The organism is Paracoccus sp. S-4012 (assembly GCF_009674885.1).
GTDB lineage: Bacteria > Pseudomonadota > Alphaproteobacteria > Rhodobacterales > Rhodobacteraceae > Paracoccus.
In genome coordinates this window covers 73,038-86,992 of record NZ_WKKA01000013.1, presented here as the reverse complement: position 1 = coordinate 86,992, position 13,955 = coordinate 73,038, and the positions used below count along the sequence as shown (strand labels likewise).

Genomic DNA, 13,955 nt, shown 5'->3' with positions numbered 1-13,955 from the left:
TTCTCGTCCTCGAGCGCCTTCAGCCGCTTCGCGTCGGATACGTCCATGCCGCCGAACTTGGCCTTCCAGGCGTAGAACGTGGCGCTGCTGATTCCGTGGCGACGGCAGAGCTCCGCCGTCTTCGCCCGGCTTCCTGTTCCCGCAGGATCCCGATGACCTGCTCCTCGGTGAACTTCGATCTCTTCATGGTCCGTCCTCTCGTTGGGCCGGACTCTAGCGTCAGATGGAGGAACTATCGGGATTCACTGCACACCCATCTCGAGGCGGACCGCGGCATAGTGGACGCTTCTGGCCGATGATGCGGCCCTTATTCCAGGCGATGCGCGCTTGGCGCGGGGCAAGGAGAAGATCGGTGGACATGAGGATACCTCCTGTCCACCCGGCCCACCCTTCTTCGGTCATGCCGACCGGGACAGGTTAGCATGGGGGAGGCGTGACGTCCCCGCGTCGGGCGGCAAGCCGTCTGTTGGTGGTCGGGCATGGTAGCTGCGGCATCACGCCAAAGCGGGCACTCGCTCCTTGCGAAGCGTCCTCTGACCTTCCTAGCTGATGTTCGTTAGGAAATCTTCGAAAGTTTCGATTGCGGCCCTCGGTGACCAATCGTCTTGAGCGCTGAAGCCGCTCTGGCGCAGCCGCCAAGATTGTCGTTAGTCAGGCTCTTGGGGGAGACCGAGCGCAAGCGAGATGCCAGCATCTCGCCGGGGCTGACGGGAGGAACGCGAATGACCGGCAAGACCCTGTTCATCACGGGCGCGTCCAGCGGGATCGGCGCTGCTACCGCCCGGCTCGCGGTCTCGAGAGGCTGGCGGGTGGGACTGTTCGCCAGACGTGCGGATCGGCTCGGGACGCTCGTCGATCAGTTCGGAACGGGCAATGCCATCTCGCTGCCGGGCGACGTGACGCAGCTCTCCGATCAGCAGGCGGCGCTTGAGCGAATGGCCGAGACATTCGGCGGCATCGATGCAGCCTTCGCCAATGCGGGTCGTGGCCTCGACGCCCCAGGCACCGAGGGCGGCGACGTGGATGAATGGCGGGCCATGATCGAGATCAACATCATGGGCCTGCTCTTCACCGTGAAGGCGACCCTGCCTCACCTGAAGGTAAGGCAAGGTCACCTGCTGATGACCGGATCAGCGGCGGGTCGCATCCATATCAAGGGATCGGTCTACGGCGCGTCGAAATGGTTCGTCCACGGCTATGCGGGCAATTTGGCCGAGGAAATGCGCGAGTGGGGCGGGCGCTGCACCGTCATCGCGCCCGGCATGGTGGACACGGAGTTCTTCGATGAGGCCAAGCCCAAGGCCATCCGAACGGACGAGGTCGCAAATGCCGCGCTCTATGCGCTTGAAGCCGGCGACCATGCAGCTGTTCGCGAGGTCTTCCTGATGCCGCGCTGAAACGCTCCGGCTGGACGATTCTGCGCCGACGGCGTTTGCTCCTGCGGTGACGAGGAGCAGACGGAGCGCCAGCTTGCGAGGACATCATGCCTCGAAACAGCTCTGCGTCGAGCCCGAACGTCAGTTATCAGGATCATTGCTCTCCAGTGTTATCTACAACCGGCAGTCAACTGTGGCGGGAGGGTGCTATCAGCGATGCCCCAGATAGTCCGCTGAAACGTAACCCGATATACTTGGATTGTCGGTAAGCGAGACCATGCACCAGACCTTACCGCTATTCGTCACGCAGTTCTGACGGGTGAGGCGCGTTCCGTCGGGCAGACCGATTATGATGTTGTAGTTGAGGCCAGGGCCTTCTCGAAGCTTCAGGAGATCGTCTGGTCCGGCTCCCTTGACAACGGCACCAGAACCGACCGTGCATCCGGCGGCGATCATGAGAGCGAGAAGAGCAGCAAAATGAGTTGGCATTATCTGACCTGAATCGTTTTTTCCTTTACTACGATGCCAACACGCCGAATGATAGCCGGAAGGTGCCGGACGCGGATAGGGGGTTGGAAGACCATCCATCAAGGCATGCTCCGGCCCGTAGAGCAGCGAGTCTCGTCAGGAGTTCGCTGCGGCGCTAGTCGAGTGGCGGCTTTGGGGAGTGCGGTCACGCAGCACGAAGTGAGCCCGAAGGTCGGCTAAGGGCCGTCTTTGCTTGCGCCCTTCAGCTCCGTCTACCCGGCGCTCTTGTCGTCTTGTTCCCGCGCGGGCCCGACTGGACCGGGGTATTGCTGCGGTTCTCCTCCAGGAGTTTGCGCCAGCGATCAACCCGCGCCCGGTCCAGCGTTCCTGCTGTTACTGCTGTCTGAACCGCACAGCCCGGCTCATGGGAGTGGGTGCAATCCCCGAAACGGCACAGGGGGGCAAGCTCGGCAATCTCGGCAAACAGCAGGTCCAGTCCTGCGGCGATCTCGCTGACATGCAGCGTCCGGATGCCAGGCGTGTCGATCACCCAACCGCCACCGGCTATGGCATGAAGCGAGCGCGACGTGGTCGTGTGACGTCCCTTGGAATCCGCCTCGCGGATCCTCCCGGTCAACTGCGCCTCTTCCGGCCCCTTGCCCGAAAGCGTGTTCAGCAACGAGGATTTTCCCACCCCGGACGAGCCGAGAAGGGCGACGGTCTGACCGGCGCCGCACCATGGGGCAAGCTTCAGCACCGCCTCAGGAGCCTTGGCATTCAGCGTCACGACCTCAAGCCCGCGCTGCAGGCCCGCCACCTGATCGCGGTAGGGTGCGGCATCCGCTACCTGGTCAGCCTTGGTCAGAACAATCACCGGCGTCGTGCCGGCTTCATTTGCCAGGACCAGATAGCGCTCGAGACGCGCGGCGTTCAGGTCGTCGTTGCAGGAGGTGACGATGAAGAGCGTATCCACGTTCGCCGCAAGCAGCTGCCGGGTGCCGCCGCCTTCGGTGCGCCGCTGCAGCAAGGTCTTCCGGTCCAGCCGGCGCGCAAGCATCCGGGTGTCTGCCTCCACCAAAACCCAGTCTCCGACCGCATAATCCGCTGTATTGGCGTGGACGGGAAGCTTCAGCCTCGCCGGCCCAGCCACGGATTCTGCAGTCACCCTGGTCCGATGAACGGTTGCGATGCGCATCCTTGCGAAAGCGGCTTCAATCGGCTCCAGCTGACCGTCGAAGAACGCCGACCATCCGAGCTCCGCCAAGGACCGGACTGCCTGATCTGATGAATGGGTCACAGCAGCTTGAGTGAACCTCATGTCCGGCTGATGCAAGGCCGACTTTGCGCAGGTAGCCTCGGATTTCAGGCGGCAAGAACAAGAGCTCGTTTTGATTAGAGCCTTCGTTGTCGAGGGTGTCGAGGGAATAGGCCGCCCGCATCTGGATACACCAATGTCCGTGCAGTAGAATCCGCGGTTCACGGCAAGGCGGAACAACTCGCGTCAGAGCAGGTGAGGCTTTCGAGGGTTGACATCGGAGCTCGTTATCTCTACCAGTCGCAAATCGATATTTGCTTGCCGAGCTTTGGTTGCTGCGCGATCTCCATCGCGCCCCGAACAGACCTCCCTTTCAAAAATCGTTATCCTCGTCCGTGACGCTATGTGGCACGGACGGTCAATATGCCTATGAAAGGGTTCATCATGACCAACGGCACAGTAAAATGGTTCAACGCCACCAAAGGTTTCGGCTTCATTCAGCCTGACAACGGCGGCCCCGATGCATTCGTCCATATCTCGGCCATCGAGCGGTCCGGGATGCGTGAAATCGTTGAGGGCCAGAAGATCGGCTACGACATGGAGCGCGACAGCAAATCGGGCAAGATGTCGGCCTGCAACCTTCAGGCTGCCTGAACTGGTGCCTGCCTTCCATTGCGCAGGATGCACCTGCATTCCTGACAGCGGGACTGTCAATGAAGGTCAGGCGATCCGCCTGACCTTTTCTCTTGCCGCCCGATGAGACGAGTTCTCGGAGTTGGGCCTTCATGACACCGCCCCATAGCCCATCGCGCCAGCAGGCCGAGATCGCCTTTGCCGAGCTGCAATCGCAGTTCCTGGAACGAGAACGTCCGGTCGAAGAGCTCGACGCCGTGACCCAAGCCCGCGCGGAAAACACCTTGCGGCTGAAGACCGTCCGTATGGCCAGGGATCTGAACGAGCGCGCAACGGTGGCCGCCGCCGTCGCATCAAGACGCGCTGCAAAGGCCTGACCTTCAGGCAGCACACCTCACACAGGATACAGCTTTGAGAACCGCCAGAGACAACGATCTTGCCGACCGCCGCAGTGCCGCTGCCGATGCGAAAGCTGCTCTCCTCCGCGCCCATCTCGCCACAAGGGAAGCGGCCGAACCCACCCGCCTTGCCCGCCAGGAAGAACGCGTGGCGCTCGCCGCGGCTCGGGACGAGCGGCGCGAAGAGCGGGATCGAATGAAGTCCGAAGCGCGGGAGCAGGAGCGCATCCACGTCGAGGCAGTCGCATATCATGGGGCCGCCAATGTTGCAGCCCGAGCCAAAATCGCGTCGCGGGAGAAGGCTGACAGCCTGATTGCTCGGGTCGTCAAGGATGAGGCCGCGCGGAAGGCCGACCGCGACCAGCGCTATGCCAATCGCAAGGCCCGGCAGCGGTAGAAGCCTGTTACGACCCAGCCGGCACCGAGCGCTTCGATATTCCGGGTTCTGGGGGTATTGCAACCAGGAGCGGGTGAGCCTGTTTTTTCTGGCAGCGAGAACCTCCGCTACCGGTCATGTCACTGGCCTTTGCCTTGGATACCGTCGCGGCAACCACGTTCTTCATGCTGGGTGCCGCAGCGGTGACTTTCGGCGTTTCCTTCTTCGGCTTTTTTTCGTCGCGACGGCGCTTGTTCATGCCCTTGGCCATGCTCGAAGTCCTTCCACTTCCGGTCTCTGATGGACCGAAGGGGAACCCTACGCCTTACTCCGCATATAAGCCATCTATTTGACGCATGGATCGCCATGCGCCGTCGGACGAACGACCTGCGGCCTCGAGGTATCTGGCGACATCATCAAGCCTTCGCGCGGCCGGGTGCGACCTTCATGAATTGTTCATCATTCCGACACTCTGATGACGCTCCGGCACCGGCAATCAGTCGGCCGTTCACTGCGCCTTGCCTGGGTGAGGGACCCGCCCCAGATGATGCCGCACAAGGAAACGCCGTGCGGGCCGATGGTCATACGTGGCTCAAGCTCGAGGGCGTGGATGGCGACATCTTTCGACGACACAGCGGCCGCGCAGGTGCGTTCGGCCAAGGACTGGGTCCGGATCCTGGCGTAATATCGCGAGCCTTCCACGCGCCGCAGCGTCCTCGAACTTCTTGTCACGCTGGTGACCTTCGCGCTGCTCTGGGCGCTCGCCTGGACGTCGATGTCGATCAGCTACTGGCTGACGCTCGGGATCGCGATCCTGAATGGCCTCTTCCTCATGCGGATATTCTGCATCCAGCATGACTGCGGCCATGCCTCGTTCTTTCACAGCCGTAGGGTTCAGGACTGGGTCGGCCGGTGCCTGGGAGTGCTGACGCTGACGCCCTATGACGTCTGGCGCCGGACCCACTCCATCCACCATGCGCAACACGGCAACCCCTCAACCAGCGCGGCATCGGCGACGTGCTGACGCTGACGGTCGCCGAATAGCGCGCCCGGAGCCGCTTCGGCAAGCTGATGTATCGGCTATACCGTCACCCTGTCGTGCTCTTCGGGCTGGGACCGAGCTACCTGTTCCTCCTGCAGAACCGTCTGCCGTTTGGACTGATGAAATCCGGCCGACGCTACTGGGGCACCGGCGCGATGCTGTGCTTCATCGGCCATGCGCTGATGGAGAACCGCAGCGGCCTGATCGTCCAGGGCGACCTGACCCGGGCCGACGGCCGTGCCGAACGGCGTGCCGCGCTGGACATGATCCACCGCCATTCCCCCGGATCGACCCGGCGGCTGACGCTTGGGGCAGACAAGGGATATGACGCGGCCGGGTTTGTCACCGACCTGCGGCTCGCCTGCGTGACCCCGCATGTCGCCCGGAAAGCGCGACACCCAGCGATCGACGGCCGCACCACCCGGCATGAGAGCCATGCGCTGTCCCAAAAACACCGCAAGCGCATCGAGGAGGCTTTCGGCTGGGCCAAGACCGTCGGCGGCATGGCCCAGACCGTTTATCGCGGCATCGAACGCGTGCGATCCCGCTTCATCCTGACGATGGCCGCCAACAACCTGGCCAGACTGCCGCGGCTGCTGGCAGTGTGACGCCGAAAACCGGCACCCGGGGCGCATGCGGTCCGTAGGAACGGGCCGGCCGCGCAAGGCCGCCGATCCAACCGACAGAAAACCCTTCCCGCACGCCGACTAATTCAGCGACCTGCTAATTCAGCGACCTGTTAGCAGCGGGCGACCACTTCGTCCGCAGCGTAAAGTTTTCCGCCTGAGATGCCGCAGCGGATGCGGGGAGCCGCTTCGGGGAAGACGCACCGCGGATCGACACTTGCGACGATCGTCCGCCAAAGGCTGATTCTTCACCGTGGACCCGCTGCGGGGAGAGGTTGCGCCGTCAGCGGAATCATTTATTCTAAGCCTCATGGAGCGGATTTACACAATAAATTTCATCGGCCACGAAGAGTGGATAAATGGCGGATACGCATTCGATCTGGCTGGAGGCGACGTCATCACCGGGGCTGCGAAGTTCTTGGGACTTGGCGTGTCGTAGAATATGATCCCAAAGTTGAAAACGAGAGCGGGCGCTATGAGTTCGTCGTCGACGGACAAGATGTCTCGATGTTCGCCGAGGAGTTTGCATTTCTGGACTATCGGGCGAGAGGGAGGCTTGCGCTGTCAACGCTCACTCGGGCGATCAAGGGATGGCAGGAAGGCCCGTCCGCCTAGCTCCCCGGAGTTGGAACCAGCCAAGTAACGGCCATGAGATGCTCGTCGCCAACGTCTGCTTTGGCCTACGTGGCCGAAGCATCGGCTCTTGAAGTGAGCGGCAGCTTCGGGCCGTTAGCGGCGGAGCCGTCCTCGCCTTCGGGCCACCCGAGCACGACGCGGCGCAGGGTGCGTGTCCAGCCGACACTTCATGTCACGCAGCGCGTAGCCGCGAGGTCGGGGCGCTGATCTCGAGGCTCGTAAACTGACAGGCTCCCGCGTGTCCTCGCCTGATTCGGGCGGCGACGAGCTGAAAGCCGGATTGCGGCCACTCACGGGGCGTTTCGAACTGCAGCAGCTCGACGATTCCGAAGCCGGCCTCCTTGATCGACCGGAGCCGAGCCTTCGTGGTGAGATTGGGAAGGGGCGCCACGAACACGATATTGTCGGCGGTTCTCATTGCTTGTACGATGAATTCGGCCAGGCGGGACCAAGGCGGATTCGTGACGATCCAGTCGGCCCGGCCTTGCCAGGTCAGGAAGTCCCGTCCGTCTCTGATCTCGCACCAGTCTCTGGCGACATGGACGGGGAGATGATCGTAGAATGCGCCCTCGCCCTTGGCGGGGTCGAGGACCAGCCCGTGCATATGCGGCGCGAAGTGGTCGCAGATGGCGCGCGCGAGGGCAGGGGGGGTCATGACGCGATCGCGCGCGGGGGTGTTGGAAGCCGGAATAAGCCGACGCCTGGAACTGATCGGGACGATCGGAACGGGCATGCCGAGCAACCGCGTATAGGACAGCAACGATGCCAGTTCCCCGCGCATGCGCTTCTCGATGCCGATGATGACTGGCCGGCTCAGGAGCAGGCGACCCGATACCTCAGCCTGCGTCAGCCTCTTGCACCGACGCAGTTCTGCCAGCGCAGCGCCCGGAAATGTGCAGGTCGGCGGGCACCATGCCCAGCTGCAGCCCAAGGGCGAAAGCACCTGCCCGAGACTGGAGATGGTACCCTTTCCGCTCATGATCTGCCGAAGGGTAGGCCGCGAAATTCCACTTCTGGCCGCGAGAGATGATTTGTTGAACCCGTAATGCCGCATCCGTTCTTCGATAAGTTGTTCAAGCGGCATGCACGAGCTCGTGGAACGGGATGCTTACATTCGCGGCAAGCTACTGTGACATGACCGGAGGACGGCATGCAACCCTATGATCGTGCGAGTGAGCCCTCAGCAACATCCCTCCGTGTTAACGCCTTCGCCACTGATCACCCGGCGGGACCAGGCCTTGAGATATTCGCCTTCGAGCGATCCCGCCGCCGGTGGCGCCTCTAATGCCACAATCGAATGGGTCGACTGGTTCAATCGCCACCGTCTCCTAGGAACGATCGGGAACTTCCCGCCGGCCCAGGCTGAAGCGAACCTTTACGCCGCCTTAGGAGCCCCAGCCATGGCCGTAGCTAAGACCATCCGGTCTCGGGCAGACTTGGCGCCGTTCAATCGCCTCCACTGCGCTCGGCCTGGATGAAGCCTGACGCCCGGACGAAGGGCCATACGAGCGCAGCGCCGCCTATGTGAAGCGCCACGCCATCGCCGGACACTAGCTTCGAGAGCATAGGCTGCACTGGAGGCGTATCCGGCGCGCTGGACTGGGGAGCTGGCGGACGTGCGCGTCCAGGAACCACCGGCGAGGCGCCCGTCGCACGGGTTCGAGCGCGACGCGGCCGCGCGCTAAGGCCGGTGGTGCGATGTGCGCCGTTCCGCCAACTGCGCGAACTCGTGCTGTGCTGCAGTCGGACGCCTGCATCGAGCCCGACACCAATCGCTACGACCCGCTCGCGACGGGGGCATCGTCGTCAGCAATGCCGGCGTCGCTACCGCCGGTCAGGGCAGTCCGCTTCGATCCTGAACCTTGCTTCGCGGCGACCTGGACGGTCCCGCCTCCTTCGGAACCCTGTGACCTTCGTCGCGTTGACAGCGACGGTCGGGAAGCCCTGCAATGATAGGGCCGAACACCGGCTGCAACGGAAGGAGCGCCCGATGGCCTGGACCAAACCCACCCTGAAGGAAATCGCCTGCGGCATGGAAATCAAAATGTATGCCCCGGCCGAGGACGAACCGGTTCTGTTCTGAACGCGGCAAGTCGGAGGCGGCCCTGCCCGTGAGCCGGGCGGGGCCGCTCCATTTTGGTGTTACCCATGCGGATCATCATCCTGGGCGCGGTTGCGGGCGGCGGCCTCCCGCAGTGGAACTGCGGCTGCGGCAACTGCGCCGCCGCGCGCGCAGGCCGCATCGCGTCCATGACGCAAAGCTCGATCGCGGTCAGCGCCGATGGCGAGACCTGGGCGGTCGTCAACGCCTCGCCGGACATCCGGGCGCAGATGGCGGCCACGCCGGCGCTCCACCCGACCGGTGCGCGGCAGTCGCCGCTGCGGTCCGTGCTGGTGACGAACGGCGACATCGACCATGTGGCGGGGCTGCTGACGCTGCGCGAAAAGCAGCAGTTCGACCTGTTCGCGACCGACGCCATCCAGCAGGTGCTGGCGGCGAACCCGGTCTTTGCCGCGCTCGACCCGGCGCTGGTCACGCGCCGGACCGTGGCGCTGGAAGAGCCGTTTGAACTCGCGTCGGGCTTGACCGCCACGCTGTTCGCGGTGCCCGGCAAGGTGCCGCTCTATCTGGAGGGCGACGAGGTGGACACCGGACTGGTGGGCGAGACGACGGTGGGGGTGGAGTTGACGGCGGGCGGCCGCCGGGCGCTTCATATCCCCGGCTGCGCCGACCTGCCCGGCTGGCTCACCGACCGGATCGCGGGCGCGGACCTGCTGCTCTTCGACGGGACGCTGTGGGCGGATGACGAGATGATCCGCGCAGGCCTGGGTGCGAAGACCGGCCGGCGCATGGGACACCTGCCCGTGGGCAACGGCGACGGCAGCCTCGAGCGGCTGGCCAAAGTCCCGACGGGACGGCGCGTCTATGTTCATATCAACAACTCGAACCCTCTCTGCGACCCATCGAGCGCCGAGGCCGCGCAGGTCAGGGCGGCGGGCTGGCAGATCGGCCGCGACGGAATGGAGATCTCGCTGTGAACGCACCCGCCCCCATTCCTGCCGCCGGCGCGGCCCCCTCGCGCGAGGCCTTCGAGGCCCGGCTGCGCCGCATCGGGGAGGAGCGGTATCACGACCTCCACCCCTTCCACCGGCGCCTGCACGGTGGCGAATGCAGCCCGGACGAGGTGCGGGCCTGGGTCATCAACCGGTGGCACTACCAGTCCCGCATCCCGATGAAGGACGCGGCCTTCCTGTCGCGCGTGACCGACGCCGACCTGCGCCGCCGCTGGCGGTCGCGGATCGAGGATCACGACGGCGGCGTGGAGGAGGGCGGCGGCATCCGGCGCTGGCTGGCGCTGGCGAGGGCGGTGGGACTCGATCCCGATTACGTCGAAAGCGGCGCGGGCGTGATGCCGGCTATGCGCTTTGCCGTCGATGCCTATGTCCGCTTCGTCCGCGACATGCCGCTGCTCGACGCCGTCGCCGCCAGCCTGACCGAAATGTTCGCCCCGAAGATCCATGCCGAGCGGATCGAGGGTCTGCTGAAGCACTATGATTTCGCCGACGAGACCAGCCTCGCCTATTTCCGCAAGCGTCTGGCCGAGGCGCCCAAGGACGTGGACTTCGGGCTGAACTGGGTGCTGGACCACGCCGATACGGCTGAACGGCAGGATGCGGCGGCGGCGGCGCTGATCTTCAAGACGGATGTGCTCTGGGCGCAGCTGGACGCGCTCTGGCACGGCTATGTCGAGGGACGCATCCCGCCCGGCGCCTGGCGGCCGGGCGGGGGGATGCTGCCATGACGGTCCAAAACCGCGTTGCCCCTGCGGAGCCGGGAGATCCGGGATTTGTGGCCCCCGACCCCGACCCGCCGCTCACCGACGATACCGTGCCCTATCTCCCGCGCGGCGTTCGGCTGGCCCATGACCGGGTCCGCGACATGCGCGTGCTGCTCGCCCCCGAACGGGCGATTCAGCTGGTTGCGATCGGCGATGCGATCCTGTCGGCGCTAGACGGACGCACGCTGGGCCGGATCGTCGCCGACCTCGCCGCGGCTTACGGCGCGCCTCGGGACCAGATCGACGCCGATGTGCGCGCCTTCCTGCAGGGTCTGATCGACCGCCGCATGGTCTTCGTGAGGTTGCCATGAACGCCGAACTGCCACGCGACTTCCAGGGCAACCCGGTTACGCCGGGCCTGCCGATCGCCATGCTGGCCGAGATCACGCACCGCTGCCCGCTGGCCTGCCCCTATTGCTCCAACCCTCTCGATCTGGTCCGGGCTCAGTCGGAACTGGCGGCCGGGGCATGGGCCGATGTCTTCCGGCAGGCGGCCGCGCTGGGGGTGCTGCAGGTCCATATCTCGGGCGGCGAGCCCGCCTCGCGACGCGACCTGACGCAGATCGCGGCCTCGGCACGCGAGGCGGGGCTCTACGTCAACCTCATCACCTCGGGTCTGGGACTAACCCTCGCACGGCTGCGCGAACTGGATGCCGCCGGCGTCGATCACGTCCAGCTGTCGCTGCAGGGCGTTGGCCGCGACATGGCCGACCGCATCGGGGGCATGACCGGCGCCTGGGACCGCAAGATGCAGGTCGCGGCCTGGATCGGCGAGGTGGGATTCCCGCTGACGCTGAACGCCGTGGTCCATCGCCAGAACATGGATAGCCTGCCGCAGATGATCGATCTGGCGCTGGCCATGGGCGCGCGGCGGATCGAGGTCGCGACGGTCCAGTTCCACGGCTGGGCCGACCTGAACCGGCGCGCGCTGATGCCGAGCCGCGAGCAGGCGGCCTTCGCCCGCCGCGTCGTGAACGAGGCGCGCGAGGCGCTGCGCGGGCGCATGGTCATCGACTACGTCCCCGCCGACCACCACGCGCAGTTCCCCAAGGCCTGCATGGGCGGCTGGGGCTCGACGGGGCTCAACGTCACGCCCGACGGGACGGTGCTGCCCTGCCACGCCGCGCAGACGATCCCGCAACTGAGCTTCGAGAACGTCCGCGACCGCGCTCTCGCCGACATCTGGACCAACGGCGCCGCCTTCAACGCCTTTCGCGGCACCGCCTGGCTCCCCGAGCCTTGCGCCAGCTGCGATCGCAAGGGCCTGGATTTCGGCGGCTGCCGCTGCCAGGCGATGGCGATCGCGGGCGATGCGGCGGCGACGGACCCGGTCTGCGCCCGCTCGCCGCTGAACGCAGCGCTGCACGCGCGCGCCGAGGCGGGCGCGGCGCCGGGCGGCGACGAACTGACATACCGCCGGATGGGAGGAGCGGACAAGAAAAGCTTGCCGACCAACAAACGGCTCAACGGAGCCCCGGAGATTTGATGCCGCCCATCATCAAGGACGGTGAATGACCCTAGCTGGGGCGATGAACGTCGATGGCGTTCGTCTGCACTATGTGGAGTTGGGCAGCGACGAGTTGATCGTTCTGCTGCACGGCAAGGGCAGCGTGATCCAGGACTTCGCGTCGAGCGGCCTGGTCGACCTTGCCGCCAAGAAGTAGCGGGTGATCGCCAGTGAGCACATTAGCTGGCGCTCCTCCTCTTAACCGTTAGGCCAGCTTGTCACCTGCGGATTCGCCAGCGTAGGGAGGGCCTTGCTCGACCCTCGACGTCGCTCCTTGCAGCCGAATGCCGCCCTCGGCCCATGGCCTGCCTCCAAGGCGACGCAACGCGAACAGTCTGCTATCACCTAAAAACGGATAACTCGTTGCGGATGCATGGTGGCCGGATGGCGCGCTGGCTTGCCCTTGATCGATGGACGCTTCTGCACTCCTTGCGGATGAGCACGGCCGGCACGCTTGCGTTCGCATCGGCCCACGCAATCGGCCTTCCAGAGGCTATGTCGGCGGCCGTAACCGCGATCGTCGTGACGCAGAGCAATGCGCTGGTGCGGCAATGTCCGCGAGCGCTCGAAGTTTCCCAGACGGCTCGCCAAGACAGTTCGCGCTCCCGCGCTATTGAAATCGGCGGCCCGCAAGATTGAGGGACTGTAAGAATACTCGCGACTGGCTCAGCCTGCGGTTCCTTGTCAACGGCGGCGCAAAAGTCGGCCACGGCGGCGGTGTAAAACCGGGCCGGTTGGCAGTGGGTTGCGCCATGGCGCGCGCGCTCACCAAATAGCTGGCGCATGGCCGCTTGGGCCAATCTGGTGGATTGAGTTGAAGGCGTCAGCGCCGTTTGCGGGCGGTGCTGTTTGCGAGGCGGTAGCTCTCGCCGTTCATCTCGAGGATGCTGACATGGTGGGTCAGCCGGTCGAGAAGCGCACCGGTGAGGCGCTCGGATCCGAAGGTCTCGGTCCATTCATCGAAGGGCAGATTACTGGTGATGAGGGTCGAACCGCGCTCGTAGCATTGCGAGATCAGCTCGAACAGCAACTCGGCGCCGGTTTTCGATAGTGGCACGAAGGGCGCTGATGGCAAGCAGCAGGATGCCGATTGCGAACTGCCGCAATCGACCGCATCCCGCCGCGAACGCAACTCTCGCGCGCCCGCTCATGAGCCACCTGCCTTCTCGGTGTCGAGCCGGGGCGATGCGCCGCTGACGTGGGCAAGGCCCATCGCTCTCGGCTTGTGCTGCATCGGATCGGTGGCAAGGTGAACGGTCATGTGGAGGCGCCTGGCTCAGATTTCCTGCGCGCCGAGGTAGCGCCCGAAGGTCTGGGTGATCGGGCCGAACAGGAGCACTTCATAGGGCTCGGGTTCGACGCCGGAAAAATCCATGCCGGGCGAGCCGGCAGGCATTCCGGGAACGGCAAGTCCCGTCCCGGAGGGCCGCTCGGCCAGCAGGCGGCGGATCGCGGCAGCTGGCACATGACCCTCCACCACATAGCCGTCCACCTCGGCCGTATGGCAGGAGCTCAGATCGGCCGGCACGCCGAGCCGCTCCTTGAGGCTGAACACATCGTCCGAGTTCACCACCCGGACCTGAAACCCTGCGGCTTCGATATGCTCGATCCAGCGACCGCAGCAGCCGCAGGACGGATCCTTGGTGACGGTCACGAGCGGCAGAGCCTCGGCCCTCGCCCAGGCCGGCATCGACAGCAGGAACGGAAGTGCGGCGGCGGCCGCGAGAACGGCCCGCCGGCCGATGGTGTGATCGTTCCGCATCGTCAAACCTTTCTTCGTGGACTCCATGATCTCACCG

Annotated in this window: 16 protein-coding genes and 4 pseudogenes; 13 read left to right on the top strand and 7 right to left on the bottom strand. The window is 64.9% G+C overall.

Annotated elements, in window-relative coordinates; genetic code table 11:
• Window positions 1–187 (bottom strand): annotated as a pseudogene (locus GI374_RS14920) (transposase); the annotation flags it as partial.
• Window positions 188–722: 535 nt separating this feature from the next.
• Between GI374_RS14920 and GI374_RS14915 the strand changes: the two are divergent.
• Window positions 723–1,397, top strand: coding sequence for an SDR family oxidoreductase (locus GI374_RS14915; RefSeq protein ID WP_154337849.1), 675 nt, complete (start codon window positions 723–725; stop codon window positions 1,395–1,397).
• Between the two features lie 189 nt (window positions 1,398–1,586).
• Here the strand turns inward: GI374_RS14915 and GI374_RS14910 are convergent, their stop codons facing one another.
• On the bottom strand, window positions 1,587–1,865 hold the full coding sequence (locus tag GI374_RS14910; protein ID WP_154337858.1) for an SH3 domain-containing protein: 279 nt from the start codon (window positions 1,863–1,865) through the stop codon (window positions 1,587–1,589).
• A gap of 241 nt (window positions 1,866–2,106) precedes the next feature.
• Entirely contained in the window at window positions 2,107–3,039 is a 933-nt protein-coding gene (gene rsgA / locus GI374_RS14905; protein ID WP_229583345.1) for a ribosome small subunit-dependent GTPase A, read from the bottom strand.
• A 504-nt stretch (window positions 3,040–3,543) separates the two neighbouring features.
• On the opposite strand from rsgA, the gene GI374_RS14900 reads away from it, so the two are divergent.
• The 3 genes from GI374_RS14900 to GI374_RS14890 all read left to right on the top strand — a co-directional run bounded on the left by GI374_RS14900 (window position 3,544) and on the right by GI374_RS14890 (window position 4,527).
• Window positions 3,544–3,753 carry a cold-shock protein gene (locus GI374_RS14900; RefSeq protein ID WP_154337847.1) on the top strand — a complete coding sequence of 70 codons (210 nt, stop codon included), beginning with the start codon at window positions 3,544–3,546 and terminating at the stop codon, window positions 3,751–3,753.
• 131 nt (window positions 3,754–3,884) lie between these two features.
• Window positions 3,885–4,109 (top strand): hypothetical protein, encoded by a 225-nt coding sequence (locus tag GI374_RS14895; RefSeq protein ID WP_154337846.1) that lies wholly within the window; start codon window positions 3,885–3,887, stop codon window positions 4,107–4,109.
• A gap of 34 nt (window positions 4,110–4,143) precedes the next feature.
• Entirely contained in the window at window positions 4,144–4,527 is a 384-nt protein-coding gene (locus GI374_RS14890) for a DUF6481 family protein (protein WP_154337845.1), read from the top strand.
• Window positions 4,528–4,534: 7 nt separating this feature from the next.
• On the opposite strand, the gene GI374_RS14885 is transcribed toward GI374_RS14890, so the two are convergent.
• The gene (locus GI374_RS14885) at window positions 4,535–4,777 is read right to left on the bottom strand and encodes a hypothetical protein (RefSeq protein ID WP_154337844.1); all 243 of its coding nucleotides are present in this window, start codon (window positions 4,775–4,777) and stop codon (window positions 4,535–4,537) included.
• A gap of 339 nt (window positions 4,778–5,116) precedes the next feature.
• Here GI374_RS14885 and GI374_RS19355 point away from each other — a divergent pair.
• Window positions 5,117–6,156 (top strand): annotated as a pseudogene (locus tag GI374_RS19355) (fatty acid desaturase).
• 826 nt (window positions 6,157–6,982) lie between these two features.
• On the opposite strand, the gene GI374_RS14870 reads toward GI374_RS19355, so the two are convergent.
• Window positions 6,983–7,894: a helix-turn-helix domain-containing protein gene (locus GI374_RS14870; RefSeq protein WP_154337843.1), complete on the bottom strand. Its 912-nt coding sequence runs from the start codon at window positions 7,892–7,894 to the stop codon at window positions 6,983–6,985.
• A 202-nt stretch (window positions 7,895–8,096) separates the two neighbouring features.
• Here GI374_RS14870 and GI374_RS19350 point away from each other — a divergent pair.
• From GI374_RS19350 to GI374_RS14830, 8 genes and pseudogenes are all read left to right on the top strand, one after another.
• Window positions 8,097–8,288, top strand: a pseudogene (locus GI374_RS19350) (hypothetical protein); the annotation flags it as partial.
• Between the two features lie 512 nt (window positions 8,289–8,800).
• Complete coding sequence (gene pqqA / locus GI374_RS14860) at window positions 8,801–8,893, top strand: pyrroloquinoline quinone precursor peptide PqqA (protein WP_154337841.1); 93 nt, start codon at window positions 8,801–8,803, stop codon at window positions 8,891–8,893.
• A gap of 65 nt (window positions 8,894–8,958) precedes the next feature.
• Complete coding sequence (gene pqqB, locus GI374_RS14855; RefSeq protein WP_154337840.1) at window positions 8,959–9,849, top strand: pyrroloquinoline quinone biosynthesis protein PqqB; 891 nt, start codon at window positions 8,959–8,961, stop codon at window positions 9,847–9,849.
• Window positions 9,846–10,613 carry a pyrroloquinoline-quinone synthase PqqC gene (gene pqqC / locus GI374_RS14850; RefSeq protein ID WP_370515385.1) on the top strand — a complete coding sequence of 256 codons (768 nt, stop codon included), beginning with the start codon at window positions 9,846–9,848 and terminating at the stop codon, window positions 10,611–10,613. The genes pqqB and pqqC overlap by 4 nt, the downstream gene beginning before the upstream one ends.
• On the top strand, window positions 10,610–10,960 hold the full coding sequence (gene pqqD / locus GI374_RS14845) for a pyrroloquinoline quinone biosynthesis peptide chaperone PqqD (RefSeq protein ID WP_154337839.1): 351 nt from the start codon (window positions 10,610–10,612) through the stop codon (window positions 10,958–10,960). The genes pqqC and pqqD overlap by 4 nt, the downstream gene beginning before the upstream one ends.
• Window positions 10,957–12,135 (top strand): pyrroloquinoline quinone biosynthesis protein PqqE, encoded by a 1,179-nt coding sequence (gene pqqE / locus GI374_RS14840; RefSeq protein WP_154337838.1) that lies wholly within the window; start codon window positions 10,957–10,959, stop codon window positions 12,133–12,135. The genes pqqD and pqqE overlap by 4 nt, the downstream gene beginning before the upstream one ends.
• A 43-nt stretch (window positions 12,136–12,178) precedes the next feature.
• Window positions 12,179–12,313 (top strand): hypothetical protein, encoded by a 135-nt coding sequence (locus GI374_RS19675; RefSeq protein ID WP_255453727.1) that lies wholly within the window; start codon window positions 12,179–12,181, stop codon window positions 12,311–12,313.
• 227 nt (window positions 12,314–12,540) lie between these two features.
• The gene (locus GI374_RS14830) at window positions 12,541–12,795 is read left to right on the top strand and encodes a hypothetical protein (RefSeq protein WP_154337837.1); all 255 of its coding nucleotides are present in this window, start codon (window positions 12,541–12,543) and stop codon (window positions 12,793–12,795) included.
• Window positions 12,796–12,979: 184 nt separating this feature from the next.
• Here the strand turns inward: GI374_RS14830 and GI374_RS14825 are convergent.
• Both GI374_RS14825 and GI374_RS14820 read right to left on the bottom strand, forming a co-directional pair.
• Window positions 12,980–13,216 (bottom strand): annotated as a pseudogene (locus GI374_RS14825) (ATP-binding protein); the annotation flags it as partial.
• A 216-nt stretch (window positions 13,217–13,432) separates the two neighbouring features.
• On the bottom strand, window positions 13,433–13,918 hold the full coding sequence (locus GI374_RS14820) for a DUF411 domain-containing protein (protein ID WP_154337836.1): 486 nt from the start codon (window positions 13,916–13,918) through the stop codon (window positions 13,433–13,435).
• Window positions 13,919–13,955: the final 37 nt, after the last annotated feature.

Bases quoted from the DNA above. Each gene is read 5' to 3' on its own strand.
- pqqD (WP_154337839.1), top strand. From the start codon at position 10,610: ATGACGGTCCAAAACCGCGTTGCCCCTGCGGAGCCGGGAGATCCGGGA.
- GI374_RS14885 (WP_154337844.1), bottom strand. From the start codon at position 4,777: ATGGCCAAGGGCATGAACAAGCGCCGTCGCGACGAAAAAAAGCCGAAG.
- pqqB (WP_154337840.1), top strand. From the start codon at position 8,959: ATGCGGATCATCATCCTGGGCGCGGTTGCGGGCGGCGGCCTCCCGCAG.
- GI374_RS14900 (WP_154337847.1), top strand. From the start codon at position 3,544: ATGACCAACGGCACAGTAAAATGGTTCAACGCCACCAAAGGTTTCGGC.
- GI374_RS14910 (WP_154337858.1), bottom strand. From the start codon at position 1,865: ATGCCAACTCATTTTGCTGCTCTTCTCGCTCTCATGATCGCCGCCGGA.
- GI374_RS14870 (WP_154337843.1), bottom strand. From the start codon at position 7,894: ATGCCGCTTGAACAACTTATCGAAGAACGGATGCGGCATTACGGGTTC.
- GI374_RS14820 (WP_154337836.1), bottom strand. From the start codon at position 13,918: ATGCGGAACGATCACACCATCGGCCGGCGGGCCGTTCTCGCGGCCGCC.
- GI374_RS14895 (WP_154337846.1), top strand. From the start codon at position 3,885: ATGACACCGCCCCATAGCCCATCGCGCCAGCAGGCCGAGATCGCCTTT.
- rsgA (WP_229583345.1), bottom strand. From the start codon at position 3,039: ATGCGCATCGCAACCGTTCATCGGACCAGGGTGACTGCAGAATCCGTG.
- GI374_RS19675 (WP_255453727.1), top strand. From the start codon at position 12,179: ATGAACGTCGATGGCGTTCGTCTGCACTATGTGGAGTTGGGCAGCGAC.
- GI374_RS14830 (WP_154337837.1), top strand. From the start codon at position 12,541: ATGGCGCGCTGGCTTGCCCTTGATCGATGGACGCTTCTGCACTCCTTG.
- pqqA (WP_154337841.1), top strand. From the start codon at position 8,801: ATGGCCTGGACCAAACCCACCCTGAAGGAAATCGCCTGCGGCATGGAA.
- GI374_RS14915 (WP_154337849.1), top strand. From the start codon at position 723: ATGACCGGCAAGACCCTGTTCATCACGGGCGCGTCCAGCGGGATCGGC.
- pqqE (WP_154337838.1), top strand. From the start codon at position 10,957: ATGAACGCCGAACTGCCACGCGACTTCCAGGGCAACCCGGTTACGCCG.